21 protein-coding genes are annotated in these 14,365 nt (G+C 44.8%); all 21 read left to right on the top strand.

All coding sequences use genetic code 11. From position 1 onward, the window contains the following. Positions 1-14 precede the first annotated feature (14 nt). Complete coding sequence (locus IPL83_08315; GenBank protein MBK9039151.1) at positions 15-347, top strand: ATP-binding protein; 333 nt, start codon at positions 15-17, stop codon at positions 345-347. Beyond that, positions 287-631, top strand: a complete 345-nt coding sequence (locus IPL83_08310; GenBank protein MBK9039150.1) for a hypothetical protein — start codon at positions 287-289, stop codon at positions 629-631. The genes IPL83_08315 and IPL83_08310 overlap by 61 nt, the downstream gene beginning before the upstream one ends. Before the next feature lie 88 nt (positions 632-719). Continuing rightward, entirely contained in the window at positions 720-1,148 is a 429-nt protein-coding gene (locus IPL83_08305) for a hypothetical protein (protein MBK9039149.1), read from the top strand. Continuing rightward, the gene (locus IPL83_08300) at positions 1,145-1,315 is read left to right on the top strand and encodes a hypothetical protein (GenBank protein ID MBK9039148.1); all 171 of its coding nucleotides are present in this window, start codon (positions 1,145-1,147) and stop codon (positions 1,313-1,315) included. Before IPL83_08305 ends, IPL83_08300 begins: the two co-directional genes overlap by 4 nt. A 1-nt stretch (position 1,316) precedes the next feature. Then, positions 1,317-2,027 (top strand): hypothetical protein, encoded by a 711-nt coding sequence (locus IPL83_08295; protein ID MBK9039147.1) that lies wholly within the window; start codon positions 1,317-1,319, stop codon positions 2,025-2,027. A gap of 188 nt (positions 2,028-2,215) precedes the next feature. Next, entirely contained in the window at positions 2,216-2,752 is a 537-nt protein-coding gene (locus IPL83_08290) for a hypothetical protein (GenBank protein MBK9039146.1), read from the top strand. A 74-nt stretch (positions 2,753-2,826) separates the two neighbouring features. Then, the gene (locus IPL83_08285) at positions 2,827-3,114 is read left to right on the top strand and encodes a hypothetical protein (GenBank protein ID MBK9039145.1); all 288 of its coding nucleotides are present in this window, start codon (positions 2,827-2,829) and stop codon (positions 3,112-3,114) included. Next, positions 3,107-3,985 carry a TrbI/VirB10 family protein gene (locus IPL83_08280; protein MBK9039144.1) on the top strand — a complete coding sequence of 293 codons (879 nt, stop codon included), beginning with the start codon at positions 3,107-3,109 and terminating at the stop codon, positions 3,983-3,985. Before IPL83_08285 ends, IPL83_08280 begins: the two co-directional genes overlap by 8 nt. Next, the gene (locus IPL83_08275) at positions 3,982-5,418 is read left to right on the top strand and encodes a hypothetical protein (GenBank protein MBK9039143.1); all 1,437 of its coding nucleotides are present in this window, start codon (positions 3,982-3,984) and stop codon (positions 5,416-5,418) included. Before IPL83_08280 ends, IPL83_08275 begins: the two co-directional genes overlap by 4 nt. Next, positions 5,418-6,101, top strand: a complete 684-nt coding sequence (locus IPL83_08270) for a hypothetical protein (protein ID MBK9039142.1) — start codon at positions 5,418-5,420, stop codon at positions 6,099-6,101. Before IPL83_08275 ends, IPL83_08270 begins: the two co-directional genes overlap by 1 nt. 283 nt (positions 6,102-6,384) lie before the next feature. Further along, the gene (locus IPL83_08265) at positions 6,385-6,618 is read left to right on the top strand and encodes a hypothetical protein (protein ID MBK9039141.1); all 234 of its coding nucleotides are present in this window, start codon (positions 6,385-6,387) and stop codon (positions 6,616-6,618) included. A gap of 569 nt (positions 6,619-7,187) precedes the next feature. Beyond that, positions 7,188-7,400, top strand: a complete 213-nt coding sequence (locus IPL83_08260; protein ID MBK9039140.1) for a helix-turn-helix domain-containing protein — start codon at positions 7,188-7,190, stop codon at positions 7,398-7,400. Between the two features lie 20 nt (positions 7,401-7,420). Then, a complete protein-coding gene (locus IPL83_08255) occupies positions 7,421-7,687 on the top strand; it encodes a hypothetical protein (GenBank protein MBK9039139.1) in 267 nt (88 codons plus the stop codon). 785 nt (positions 7,688-8,472) lie between these two features. Beyond that, positions 8,473-8,622, top strand: a complete 150-nt coding sequence (locus IPL83_08250; GenBank protein MBK9039138.1) for a hypothetical protein — start codon at positions 8,473-8,475, stop codon at positions 8,620-8,622. Between the two features lie 187 nt (positions 8,623-8,809). Beyond that, complete coding sequence (locus tag IPL83_08245; GenBank protein ID MBK9039137.1) at positions 8,810-9,172, top strand: hypothetical protein; 363 nt, start codon at positions 8,810-8,812, stop codon at positions 9,170-9,172. Between the two features lie 714 nt (positions 9,173-9,886). Then, positions 9,887-10,153, top strand: a complete 267-nt coding sequence (locus tag IPL83_08240; GenBank protein ID MBK9039136.1) for a hypothetical protein — start codon at positions 9,887-9,889, stop codon at positions 10,151-10,153. Positions 10,154-10,845: 692 nt separating this feature from the next. Next, a complete protein-coding gene (locus tag IPL83_08235; protein ID MBK9039135.1) occupies positions 10,846-11,223 on the top strand; it encodes a hypothetical protein in 378 nt (125 codons plus the stop codon). Between the two features lie 593 nt (positions 11,224-11,816). Then, complete coding sequence (locus tag IPL83_08230) at positions 11,817-12,074, top strand: hypothetical protein (GenBank protein ID MBK9039134.1); 258 nt, start codon at positions 11,817-11,819, stop codon at positions 12,072-12,074. Then, the gene (locus IPL83_08225) at positions 12,071-12,262 is read left to right on the top strand and encodes a hypothetical protein (GenBank protein MBK9039133.1); all 192 of its coding nucleotides are present in this window, start codon (positions 12,071-12,073) and stop codon (positions 12,260-12,262) included. Before IPL83_08230 ends, IPL83_08225 begins: the two co-directional genes overlap by 4 nt. Then, positions 12,249-12,740: a hypothetical protein gene (locus IPL83_08220; protein ID MBK9039132.1), complete on the top strand. Its 492-nt coding sequence runs from the start codon at positions 12,249-12,251 to the stop codon at positions 12,738-12,740. Before IPL83_08225 ends, IPL83_08220 begins: the two co-directional genes overlap by 14 nt. Before the next feature lie 341 nt (positions 12,741-13,081). After that, positions 13,082-14,119: an N-6 DNA methylase gene (locus IPL83_08215; GenBank protein ID MBK9039131.1), complete on the top strand. Its 1,038-nt coding sequence runs from the start codon at positions 13,082-13,084 to the stop codon at positions 14,117-14,119. The last annotated feature ends 246 nt before the right edge of the window (positions 14,120-14,365 follow it).

Genomic DNA, 14,365 nt, shown 5'->3' with positions numbered 1-14,365 from the left:
TTGAAAAGCGTATCGTGTGTTTTGACCTCAAGAATCTTGAGACCTATCCTGATCTGCAAGCCGTATGTCTTTTTATAATTACCGATCTTGTACTAAGGGAAGTTCAAAAGGATCGGTCCGTCATGAAGTTTCTCATCTTTGATGAATCATGGAAACTTCTTGAATCAGATGCTGGCTCGACCTTTATTGCGGAGGTGTTTCGTACCTTCCGAAAGTACTATGCAAGTTGCATTGCGATCTCTCAGAATATTGACGATTTTGCAAAAAGCAAGGCCGCAATGCGATCATGCCCAATTCCTCGATCAAATGGATTCTCAAGCAAAAGGGCGCAGATCAAGAGCGGCTAAAGGCGGCACTCAATCTCAATGAGCGTGAGATGGAGTTGATCTCGTCGCTCACTCAGGAACGTGGCAAATTTTCTGAAGCATTTTTGATCTGTGAGGACCGTAGAGCTGTCGTCTCAATTGAGTCAACTCCTTTTGAGTACTGGCTGGCGACAACAGACCCTAAGGATTTGGCTTTTCTTGAGGAAATGAAGCGCCAAAAACCAGAAGCTTCAAAGCTTCAAATCCTGATGGAATTGGCCGTATCACATCCGTTTGGATATCAATTGAGTGGGGTGAAACAATGAAGAAGTCGATATTGGCAACGGTAACCACACTGGTTATCGCAATTTTTCCTTTGAAGAGTTACGGCGATTTTTTGGTGGGGATCTTCCCTTGCTCGCACAACTGGTGAGCAATTCCCTTGAGCAGCTTGCTCATCTTCAGGGCATGTTGCGAAATGGCAGAGACAACTTAGATCTTTTGCGCCAAATCAATGCGGGTATCAATGATTCTCTTCATCTGGCTCAAACATTAGGCCCCTCTGTTGACTTAAAACTGTTTAGGGGATCTCAGGGAAGTGACAGATGCCATTTCAAAACTGCAGGGCCTCTATGGAAGAGTCAGGATTCACCGGACTCTCTGGCTCAGCAAAATTCAGATCAAGCAGCTTCAGAGGCTCTGACCGTGGGGAATTCTATGATTGAATATTCAAGGGAAATTGATCGCGTAGGGAGTGAGATTACTCAGTTTTCTCATCAGGTTCACCGGGAGGGGCTCAAAAGCTCACTGCACAGTCGATTGGGGTGCTTTTACATGTCATGAATGCCTCGTTGCGTGCCCAGGCCAGTGGACTCAAGCTCCAGGCCCAAAGACTCGCTCAAGAAAATAAAAAGGAAAAGGATGCTACTCGAGAGTACTTGGCCGCCTCCCATGTTTTAAGTGATGCCCTGAGAGAATCGGCACCAAAATTCGAAAGACCGAGGTTTTAGAATGGATGCAAGTTGGCTTGCAAAGGAGGCTCATCAAATCCACGGGATTTTTGAACAACTCTTCTATAGTCTCATCGCCTTCTTTTTGATTTTAGGGGTCGTCCTTGAGTATTTTAAGATTCCCTTGGGCGGATCGCCGGCTTTTTTACAGCTTGTAGGGCGTGTTTTTGTAGCTGCCATAATGCTGGTGGCGTTCCCGGAGATAAGCAATTTTTTAGCGGACCTCTCGGATTCGTTGGCTCAGGAGTTGGGGGATGTGAACAACTTTCATCTCATTCTAAATCGAATGGGAGATAGGCTTCAATCGCTCAGCGCCTCCTGGGTTTCGGTCAAGGACGTCCTTATTTTGAGCATCTCATTTCTCACATTTTTTGTCCTATACATCGCCGTTTACTTTGCTGATGCCTGCTTTATGTATGCATGGACTCTTTTATATGTTTTTTCTCCGCTTTTAATCGCCCTTTTTGTCTTTCCCGCGACGGCCTCGGCCACTAAGGGTCTGTTTCGGTCCCTAATCGAAGTGAGTTGTTGGAAATGTGTGTGGTCCGTGATGGCGACTCTGCTTTGGAGTTTGTCCGTGAGCGATATCAATAATGAAAATCATAATATCAACTTTCTATCGGCAATTGTCCTGAACCTACTCTTGGCCTTTTCTATCTTGGTGACGCCGATGCTTGTTCGCGCTCTTGCAAGGGCACGGTGGGCGACGTGACCGGACAAATGGGTGGATTGATAATGGGTGCAGCCGCATTGACCCCAACTCATCTAATGGCAGCCAGCAAATGGTCAGTACGTAAACCCATCAGCACAGTCTCCAAACAAGTAGCAAGAAGCTATCGTTCTAAGCAAAGAGAAAAAGTAAATATATAGAAATATAGAAATCACAGAGGAGAGAACTAAATGAGAATAAGCTCAGCTTGGGCCAAAATGGCTATTGAAAATACGGGACTCAAATCTGCGTTAATATGCCTCACTATTGTATCCATCATGCTTTCCGTTTTGCTTTTTGAAGCAAACGGCAAGGAGCCTATCATCATTGAAAGATCATGCTACTCAAAAGCTCTGCAGGTGGTCGGGAGTCAGCAATCCAATGAGGAAATCGAGAATTTCATTAGAATTGCGCTGAGTCAGCGTTTTGATTCTGATATGAAAGCAAACGATCTTCTAGAGGCTCAGCTGCAGAACCAAAAATTCAAAGAGCAGGCGGAATTAAGTGCTCGTCAAATGAAGCAATTTATCCATTTGAATTCTTTGACTGGGAATCAAGGAATCTATTCTGTGGATTCTGATCGGGTGATTTCTGTGGGTGCCGTGAGATCTGCTTTGAGGTTTCCTCTGAAAGTCCAGATCGCTGCTGTTTCGCGGACCGCTGTCAACCCCTACGGACTTCTTCTTATCAATGTCGAGCACATTAAGGAGTCCAAAAATGAAAAGTAGTGTCGTCATTTTCATGATGCTTGGACCCATTTGTTCTTTTGCAAATCATAAACCTGCACGGACGATCCCGTGTGATGAAAAAGGCTCACGAGGTGAGAATTGCGCGATCCAGAGTCACTGTCTTGAACTTTCCAGTCAAACCAAAGGAAGTTGTGACGGGCGAAAATGTTTTTGACTTCAAAAATATCAAAAATGATTTAGCCGTAAAGGCTCTCACTTCGCGAGCTCGAACCAACGTATTTGTCTATCTCGATAGCCGCCGTTGTGCGTTTAGTTTTGTCACTGTACCTACTTCTGGAGACGAGATTGTACTGGTTCGGGACGCTCACAACAAGGAAGTAGAGGTGAACTACCGTGAGTGACACTCCCAAGGTTGAAGTGAAGTCCGAGTATCAAAGTCAGTACGGGGTTTGGGGAAAAGAAGGAGCCTATCAGAGCGGAGAAAAGCTGAAACTTTCCTCTGTTTCTGTCTTTTGGATCTTGGCCCCTCTTTTTCTTCTCTTACCCTGGGTGATTTACATACGAAATGGTCAGATAGGTAAGAAAGCATCTTCGACCTTTTCGGTCACTGATTCAGGCGCAAAGGAGGAGATCAGTTCCCTTGAGATTCCAGAAATGTCGAAAAGCGACCCAGCCCCAAAGCCAAAGATCGTTGAGACTTTGAAAACCTACTCGGCTCTTCAGGTGATTGGCGTTTCCACTCGAGTCATTGCCGCTGGCTCCCAGGTAAAAGCCGTGCTAGTGACTGGCGCCTCCGACGGACTCATCAAGGCCAAAACAAGTGAGAGTTTGATTGTCGAGAATGATGTCCTCTTGAACTCCGGCGTGACTCTCATTGGCCAGGGGCAAAGTGGCGACGACCGTCTCTTTGTTGTGTTCAAAAAACTTGTATGGCCCGACGGCACGAGCAAGCAGGTGACAGCCTATGAGTATGATGTGAGCGACATGATTGCTGGACTAAAGGGATCAAAGGTTCAAACCCACTCGCTAAAATTTGGAACTGCCGCAGGTCTTAATTTTCTGGGAGGTCTTTCTGAAGGTCTTCAGGAGACCCAAGTTTTTAACGGAGTGGCAGTCAGAAACAATAGTCTTCGTAATGCCGCCTTAAATGGCATGGGTAAAGCGGCTCTTGATCAGGGTAAGAGTATCCTGGAATCGGTTCGAAACCAGGGAAATGTCATTGAAGTGAAGGCGAATACTCCCATTTGGGTTGTGTTTGGAGGTGAAAATTGAGAGAGCTCAAGCAAGAGCGGAGTGACAGTATCCTTCGCATGATTCGAATCTGTACCCAGCCATTTCGAGAAATTTATCGCGGATTTCGATTGGGAACCATCTCGATTTACTATTGCCTCCTTGTTGGTGTTAAAACCGAACTTATTTTATTGAGTCGCATGGATTATATGCTACTCAATAAGATAAACCTCCCCTTCTATCCAACTGGAATGGGCTATTTGGTCTACGCCCTCTTGTTCTCCTGCCTTGGCTTTTTTCTGTGGGGGATTCGACAGGCCATTTATCGGGAAAAAATGATTGATCGTTTGACCACTGTTTTTCTTAACGCCGGTTTTAAGAATGCCATTGGCAAGTTGCCCTATTTTATCTCTGACCACCCAGTGGACGATTTCAGCCGCAAGCTCCGTATCAGCAATGCCGGATTTCCATTGACGAAATTCAAAAGCGCCAAAGAGAGCCTTGAAGCGAACCTTCAAGTTTACATCGACGATATGAGAGAAAATCGCTCTCGAGCCACGGTGGATATTATCTATGCCCATGAGCCCATGCCCAAGCGCACGGTGATTGAGAACCTGATGGCCTTAAAGGCTTACAGATTTGTGGTAGGCAGAACGCGTGCAATGCAAGTCACTTCTTCCTTGATCGAAAATCCGCATCTCATGATTTCGGGTCAAACGGGAGGTGGCAAATCCACAGCCATTCGGCAAATCATCACCACGCTCTACGTGAATCAGCCTCAAACTCAATTCCTATTGGTGGATCTCAAGGGAGGATTGGAATTCCAGATCTTCGAAGGAATTCGAGGAATTCAAGTGGTCGGTAGCGTTGAGCAAGCCGCAAGAGAGCTCTCTATCATGGACGCGATATTGGATGAGCGAATGGAAGCACTCAAGCATGATGGCTCAAAGGATATTGAGCAGTTCATGAGCCGCCACAGGAAACTGGCCAATGGCAAGACATCGAGGCGGGCCCCTCTCTTTCGGATTGTTATTGTCATTGATGAGGCGGCCGAAATGTTTTTGGTACAAGATTCAAGGTATGCACAGAGTATTCAAAAGGCTCGGCGGGTTCTAAGTCGAATCGCACGGTTGGGCCGGGCCGTTGGTGTGCATTTGATCGTTGCAACCCAACGACCTGACAAGCAATCCCTCGACCCCCAGGTCAAAGCCAATCTGACCGGAGTCTTGTGCTTTCAAATGCAAAACGACGCCTCAAGTATTTCCGTCTTGGGAAACGGACGTGCCACTGATTTGCCAGATATTCCGGGTCGAGCCATATGGAAGAGTGGACCATCCATGACTGAGGTTCAGACGCCTCTGATGGATCCCAGTGAGGTTGAAGAAACATTTAAGAGCTTTAGAGCAACGCAATTGGCTGAGGGGTCTATAGGTGAAATGCCAGACTCGGGTTCCCCAAAATCCAAGGAGTCCTGATGGCAAAATCTAAAGCGAGAATTTCAACAACTCCCACTTTGCGGGACGAGGAGATGTTTCATTTCCTTTGGAAGTGGAAATTGGCGACTTTCAAAACTCTAGCGAGGATATTTTTGCCAAGGCCAGTTTGCCCGTGGCCTATCAACGTCTTAGCAAGCTTCGTCGGGCTGGCTTTGCGACAACGAATAGATGAGTCCGGACGCAACAGAATTTGGACTCTCGATTCCAAGGGATTTGTGGCTCTAGGCAATCGATTACCAGAACTTGAGGAATATGGTTTTGCCTCAGAAAATATTGAGCATGACCTTATTGTCAACGCTCTCCACCTAGGCGAGTGGGCTGAGGGATGCCCGGAAGGCGTCGAATTATTTACGGAGCAACAGCTCAGGCGAATGAAAGCTGAAATGTATCCGGCCTGGGTTCCTAGGACCAAGAATCATAGGCCCGATGGCTACTGGCATTTTGCACATGGAGAACACCATTTGACCATTGCCATTGAGGTCGAGCTTTCAACCAAAAGCAAGGATCGATATGAATCCATCGTCAAATTCTATGATCATTATGACATGATCGATTTTGTGCTTTTGGTTGGTTCCAACCCCAAAATTAGCTCGAGTTATACTCAAGTCTGCATCCGGCCCGAACTTCTACCGAAATCATGTGCACAATTTTTTAGCCCTTGAGGATTTTCAAAGTCAGTTTTGGCAGGCTTCCATTTTTTCCGGACCAAACAAAGGCTCGACTGTTCATGATCTATTAAACCAAAACCTTCTTCAAACTCTCCTAAAATCCCCCCTCAGACCATCCACTAAAGGCTCCTCCGGTGCGAGGAGTCAGCATCTTCTCGATACCAGACTAAGCCCACAGAATCATGACGAAAAAGTGACCATCAAAATTCGCCATTTTCCTGACTGAGTAGTTATTCACTACTCTCTAAACACGTATTTCGAACGAAGAAAGGTCTATATGCAATCCATACTAAAGATCGCAGTTCTATCTGGCTGTGCCCTCGCCCTCGGGTGCGGCAGTTTCTATAAGAAAAATAATATAGAGGGGAGGGCTGAGCCCAATCCTCCAAAACTAACCCGACCGGGAGTGCAAAAGATTTGGGTTCCAGATCAGATAAACGACAATGTTTATGAGACTGGACATTGGAAGTACATCATCGATAAACAATCTGTCTGGTCAAAACAGGATTAGGCCCATGGAAAACACCAATAACCCAACAAAAAGCCAAAGGCAATCAATAGAATCACCATCAGTGACGATCTGCGGGAAAAGCTTAGGTCACTGACCGATCAAGCAAATGAGGCACTGGAGGGAATCACTGTCCTATCAAGGAGCGACGTGATCAATTACATTTTGAAAGATCATTCGGGGGAATTTTCAAATAAGGAGCTACAAGATATTAGATCCCTCCACTTCAACGAACTCAAATTTTCTCAATGGATAACTTCCCAACTGAAGACGGCTCAGTCAAGAGGGGAGGCTGTGAGCTTCAAGGAATTAATCAGCCGAAACCTGAAGTTGCTCGAATCACCAAATCCCAAGCCTCGAAAGACTCGCACGAATCCTAAGCTTACAAGGAAGGAATCCTCTGACAATGAGGCAAGACCCAATTCTATTGGTGACAAGGTCCTTGGTCAAAAAGGCGACCCCGTTACAGAAATCTGACCGAGGTACGCAGAATCATATGAGCGAATCAGATCGTTAGACGGCTCAATAAAAATGAATCGCGACGACTAGCTTATCTTGCGGAGAACAGAGAAATGAGTAAGATCGAATCAACGACTGATCTGGAACCAAGTGGGCCGAATTTGGAAGGGCTCACATGGTTGAATTCTAAAGAAGCTGCATCTTATTTGCGAAAATCGGCAAACGCACTCCGAATTATGGTTTGTCGAGGATATCTAAGGCCCCGGAGATTCCGGCGTCGCCTTTATTTTCGCAGAGTCGAACTTGATCGACTACTTGAATCCTAAAAACCATAAGTGGAGGGTTCATGGCGATCAAAAAATATGAAAGAAATGGCAAATTCTTTTGGCAGGTCTATATAGACCTGCGCAGCCGAAAAGATCGGCGTGTTCGGGTTCAACAGCGCATCAATGGAATCACTTCCGAGTTAAAGGCCATTTCAGAAGAGAAGCGTCTCACGCGGGACTTAACCGAGAAGCTTAACCGGCTTGAAGCCAAAGGCGCTCGTTGGGAGGAGGTTATTGAGAGATGGTTCCGACAGCAAGAGCTATTTCCCACCAGGAAGATTAGCTAAGACGACAATTGTCGATTGCGAAGCCATGCTAAGGAATTGGACCAAGCCGTGGCTAAATAGAATTGCAGCCTCAGATATCACGAGAGGCAGACGCCCGTGAAATATTTCGTCAGGTCGACGAGGTGGGTCGAAGCCAAAGTTTTCGGCGCCGACTAAAGGCGTTATCAATATGGTCTATCTTTGGGAATCGAAGAGAGAGTTATTTGTGGCGTGCATCACAGCCCAGTTACAGGGCTTGAGGTGCTGAGCGATCGCGGTGAAAAAGACCCGAAATCTTATCTAGGGAAGAAATTCGCATTTTACTTAAGAATTCGATTGAACAAAGGCATCCTTGGTATCCTATTTGGGTGGCGGCCGTTCTCACTGGTTGTCGCAGCGGTGAACTTCATCAGTTAAAAATAAGTGACGTAGAGATTGTGCCACAAGAAGAGGCAGCTGCACAAGACAAGCTGCCAATCAACATGAAAAAGGTACGGACTCATTCGTGTCCGAAGAAGCTGGAATACTCGACTCAAGCAGGTAGGCCCGACAAAAGCAGGCTACTGGCGAACAGTTCCTCGTCTCTAGCGAGTTTTATTGGTTCCTTGATTCGTGAACTGAATATTGAGGAGAAAAGCCAAGATGACTTTCTTCTTCTACGTTTCACTGATTGGAATAAGGGGCGAACAAGCTCGCATTCTAAGAGGATTTTGTATCGCAAACCGCTTGCCTTCCATTAAGTTTCATACTCTCCGCGCTTGCTTTGCTACTCAATTGATATCAACAGGGATTCCGCAACCGTCGTTATGAAAATATGCGGGTGGAAAGATCTCAAGACCATGCAAAGATACATTCGCTTGGCGGGAATTGATGAGGCAGGTGCTACCGAAGCCTTGAGGTTTATTCCCACCGAAGAAGCTGTCATGGAGGAGGTGGCGAATATATTTCCAGTCTAAAAATGAGACATAGACGATTTGATAAGGTCTTATGAATTGATAGCGCCTTTGGCTTAATCTTGATATAGTATCTTTGATCATTAGGTTAAACTTTTACTTCGCGTAAATATCCGAACCATAGTGCTGATGCAACTCGTCCCCAACGACGAGTATAGTTTAACCGACAAGAAAAGCCGGCAGGTCAAATATGACGACACGATTTGATAAAATTGTTAGAATAACAGCCAAATTAGGGAGACGAACTCCACTAGACTTCCAGGCTAATAAAGGGAAATTTCAGTCACTTTGTGACAAAAAGGGTAAGGTCAAGCAAGCTCTTGAGAACTACTTTTCAGGCAACAATGAGCTAAATATTGGATTTTTTGAATTTAACCAAATCATGCATCTGCTTGGGCAAGCTCCAGTAAGTAAATGGTTTTTTGAAACGTTGTTTGGTGACTCTATTCAGTCACTAAAATTCTACAAAGAGAAGGTAAATGAGTTTAATATAAAATCTGCCTTGAGATTTGGAAATTTCAAGTATGCATTTCGATTCTTTGTCAAGGCATAGAGTACCACGGTGGAATATGGTACTGGACTAAGGCCTCCGGAGAAGGTGTGGGAAGAAATGTCTGTTTCGAAAAATTGATCTGGAAAAGATTTAAAACCGGCCAAAAAGGCCATTGAGTGTTGAGACAATAGAAAAAGAAAGATACTATGTGTCCGAACTGAATAGAAATCAGAACTCGAACAAGGTTCAGAAGACGAAAGAAAGGCGATAGCGGCCGCAAAATATAATACTGTCGTATATCTATCCAGTGATTTCATAGACGTATATGTTGCTACTTCAATGAGGACAAAGTCTCGTTTGAAGATGGGTTACAGTAGTCGAGAATATATTTTCCGACGAAGACCTTGTAGCTTTAAACGTCAGATATTTTGACCCCACAATAAGTGATGGGACAGGAAGAATATCTAAGGGAATTGTTGAGGCTCTAATGTTAAAACGTGCAAAAGTTACTCTTATCTAGCTCAAGAGTCTGATTCAATGGGAAAGTGCTCGGAAATGGCAACAAACTTGCACAGGGAAGGACGTAATTGCTTTAGTACCAAAGATTGATATTGAAAGTGGGTTACGAGTCTTCAATCCATTTTGAACCCAAATAACAGTAAGGAAGACAGAGAACAAACCATATTGAACTGAGAAAATTGCCCTAGGGTATGTAAAAGACGAGAAATTCGAGAGCTACTGCAAAAAAAATACTCGATTGTGGGGAGATTGCGTTTGAAGGTTGTGAATTTTCTCAATTCGGCAGAAATGGAAGAGAAGTGGTTTGATAAGAGATATGAGATCTTGCATGAAGAGCATCCAATGTCGCTTCAAGTAAACCTCAATACAGGGGTGGCCAACGGTTTGATTGTTGTGCGTACAGAGGAAGATGCTGCAGCAATGATCTATAAGTCGTTAACAAATAGTCATGAATATGTTATTGACGAAGAATCCGATGATTCAATGATTCTAATACGAGAAAACAACCAATTCCGTGGTTAGAGCGGTTTCTAAGGATCCTTTTTAACGAAGACATTTTGGTCAAGTTACCTGGAAGATCAGGATAAAAAGAATGGAAGTGATTGATGAATCAAAAGGACGGTTGGTTTACCGAGCATTCTTACTCATTAAAGGCCATTTTCTAGTTACCAATGAAATTGCTACGTTTCAGATGATGAGAAAGAGTGCATGAGCCCAATAGCGATGACTGAACAAAATTTCTTATAGATTGAATTTGGGTGGGATACCGCAACCATGGTCGCATTGAAATTGGAGGAAATGCAGAATCGGCTGAGGACATTTCGGTTGACCCGTCGACTGATTTGCGTGTTGCACCATTACTACCGATCATGGAACCAGGACCAGACAGGGTTAGTGATGGCAATTAAAATTAACTGGGGGATCGCTGACTTGGACAGAGAAGAAAAACAGATTCATTGAAGTCAATCTGCTGATGAAGACATCTGATAACGGTTACTGGGATAATCCTGCTGCAAATCTGCGCCTCATAACGACCTTTGGCTAGCGATAAGGGCTATTTTTTGGTATTTGGACTGGTGGCTTTCATCATTTCTTTGGCGCCCGAAGTATTTATAAAAGGAAGTGGACGTTCTTCTCGCTGGTAAATACGTCTGTGTTTAGCTTTTGCGTTTTGTTCGGAATGTTTTGGAGGAAAAGGGCCCACATTCACAACAATGGGCTTACTTGCGGGGCTATATAATGAAATCATTAAGACGGAGCCATCAGTACGAGGAAAGGGCCACGACAAAAGAATGGTAATGGAAATTGCCCTCGCTCTCGATATTTTGAAGCTCGAGATGTGGGGACATAGCTCGTATCGAGAGATATTTCAGAGTATTTTGATTGATGGGATCAAGTACACGATTATGCCAGTTTCAGCCACTCCAGTTAGACTTTCCATAGCCGACGAGAGTGGCTTTGCATTTCAAAGGCTGAGGCTGAAGCAATTCTTATCAAATACCAACATGGAGTGCTTAGAAACGAGATTGATTTTCGATGGTTTGATCATCACCTCAAGGTTTGGCAGCATATGGGATAATTCATTTGGATAGAAGGGGTACTATATATCCCCTGGGCACCTGCAAGATACTGCGTTGATGAATGTTAGGAACCATCTTAGGTGCACTTAAAAGTACTCAGATATATTTAATTATTGCAAAGATTCAAATACTCATCCTACAATAGGACAAAGTGACGCCTAAGTGGATGATATGATTTGCCCTTCAGATGGAAATACGACTTACAGTCGAGCATAGCTGATGAGTTTGGCATAGCCAATATGCACTTGTGGTGTGATCAATGGATATTTCACGAGGATTGAATTGTGCCGTACTGTAACCTAAACCCGCCTTTTGACCTAAGACCTATTCAATCTTTCCGATCAGTCGGCAAAGGTGAGATTAACCGCAATCAAGAGCGAGTACCGATCTCTCACGGGAAAGGCTCTAAATCCAAAGTGCCCATAGCGTTGGGGAGAGTCCCTGAACCAAAGACCATGAGACCAAAGCCCTATCGGGCCCACCAAGTTCCATCGAAAAGAAGAGGTTAGATTTGGCAAAGCCGCTCGGCAAACACGTGGGCTGACGAAAAGCCATCAACATCTCAGTCCAGTTACCCCGATACTTTCTAAGGATATCGGGGATATATGAAACTCACAGTTTCATGGTGGGATAGCAAAGAGGGTATTGGCGTAGCGTTGACCGAGGGAGGTCAGAATGTCTACTGTATCGATCCAATATCTCACCTCTACAGGCCAAAGTTCTGGAAACCTCGCCTGATCATCCACGGGGAGATACGTACCCTTTCGAAAGACGTAGTTGTCGTCGAGAAGGTGCGAACTTCCAAGAGTCTTGAATCTCCCCAAGCTTTCAGAAAACTACTTAGGGATGCTGTAGCTGCATGAGCGCCAATGACAATAACAAAAGTTTGGATCAGTACTTCGGAATTCCGCTTTATGTGAAGTGTAAGGGACTCTTCGCGGAACCTTTTGTTGCGGACTATTTACCGACAGATGGAAAGCCTGCTAGCTCCGGTAACAAGCTTGTGGATGACTATTGGCATTCTGATGAACTCGAATATGAGAAATTTTAACACAATAAAAGATGCATTTGACCGTCACTATCCTGCTTGCAAGTCCTGGAATGAATACCAGCTTGAAGACAAGTTCATAAAGCCTATTTTGGAGGCGCTTGGCTTCCATTATGACGTCCAGGAAAGTGTGAAGCACGCTGGGAAAAGAAGTAGGCCTGATTACACGTTATTTTTGGACCAGAAAACTCTAGATGCGGCAATGCGATCTAAGCAGAGGGATGAAGCGAAGTATGGGAAATGGCTTTGTCCGTCGCCGATGCAAAAGCGTGGAGCGTTGATCGATACAGACGGTGGGGCACAAAATCGCCCTTCCGCCCAAATTGTGCGCTACCTGGATGCGACTATCAAAGACTGGGGCATCATTACAAATGGTCGGCAGTGGAGACTCTACTTCCGCAATTGCCAAGACCGTTCACTCAAATATTTCGAAGTAGACCTAGAGCGCATTTGTTCGCTAAACACAAGCATGAACGCTTGATGCACTTCTTTTATTTCTTCCGAAATGTGGCCTTCGTCAAGAAAGCAAACGCCTGTATTCTGGACGTACTTCTTAGGGAAAGTGAAGCCTACGCCGTTCGGGTCTCAAACAATCTTAAAAACAAAATTATGAGACAGGCCCCGAAGCTTACTGAAGCATTGATGAAATCAAAGGGCGTTGACCTCGATGTCGACCAGGCATTCAAGCACTCTCTACTATGCGTTTCGTTTGATTTTCGTTCTTGCGGCAGAATCCAGGGGCATATTGGATATTGCATTGAATTCGAAGTACAACACAGTTTTTTTAAGGAAAAATTGCATTCGACTTAAGAGAACGGTGGCTTGTCGGTGATGACGGGGAACGAAGCAAGCACTGAAACCTATTCCAAATTGCAAAAGCTGTTCTCAGTTCTGGACAAAGGAGATGAGTTTCTTGGCTTAAAAGGCTTCAAGACGAACGCGTATGAAAACTGTGACCGCGCAGTTTTCAATAAAATCGAGATCGAAGATCATGTCATCAATGAATTAATTCTCGACCTAGCTTGCGATGCTGACAAAGGTGGGAAAAAGCTATTTGTCGATTACAAAAGAATCTCGGCGGAACATCTAGGCGGCATATTCGAATCTCTATTGGAGTTTAAACCACATCTCACTGCTAAAAAATCGGTAGTCCTCGAAAGTGCTACTGGGCGCAAAGATTCTGGCAGCTATTATACCCCTGACTACGTAGTGGACTACCTTCTTGAGCGTTCATTGAGAAGTACGGATGATTTCTCCAAAATCAAAGTGCTTGATTCAGCATGGATCGGGACATTTCATTGTGGGTGCCATCCGCGCATATCTACTCGCCTTGCCGAAGTTGATTCAGAGAGTGATGGCAACCTGGAAATTCTTCGGAATGAAGTAGCAAGTAAGAATGTCTTTGGAATCGACCGAAGTGAAGTAGCAGTGGCGCTCACAAAGTTGTCAATTTATCTGACTGTCATGCAGCGAGATCAAGCGCTTCCTAACGTGGACGACAATATAAAGTGCACAGATAGTTTGAGAGACAAATCTATCAAAGGATTCAAGGGCTCATTCGACTTAGTGGTTGGTAATCCCCCTTATGTGAACACCAAAAACCTTTCCAGGTCAGATCAAGAGTTAAAGACGTACCTTGCAGACAGCGGTGATTACCTAACATGCAAAGGCTGTTTTGATCTCTATATTCCATTTATCGAAAAGGCGCTGACCTATTTCTTTAAAATCTGGCGGTCGGCTTTCGCTTGTGCGTTGCCGAACAAATTGATGGTGGCTGACCATGCTGAACAGTCGCGTCTATTGGCGGAAAAACTTTCTGAGGAAATCCGTGTAATTGACGTATCACCCTGGATGTTTTAAGGGAGTAGGTGTCTATCCTCACCTATATATGTTTGCGATGAAGCAGAAGGTCAGTGCGGGCGTCCGATTCATCTTGGAATCAGCCAGCAACAACTGTTGGTGAAGATTTCGCGGTTTAAAACTAAGTTGTCAAAGACGAGAGCAAAACCCCCTCGGGGAAAGTTTGGTCTGCCCAAAAAGGAACGCGTCGGGGTCTCGTAAAATTGTCGTCTGTTTGTACAATTGAAGGTGGTATTGCGGGCTATC

It is taken from the genome of Bdellovibrionales bacterium (genome assembly GCA_016716765.1).
Taxonomy (GTDB): domain Bacteria; phylum Bdellovibrionota; class Bdellovibrionia; order Bdellovibrionales; family UBA1609; genus JADJVA01.
Note: the sequence above shows the minus strand (reverse complement) of the source record. Positions and strands in the feature narration are given on the sequence as shown.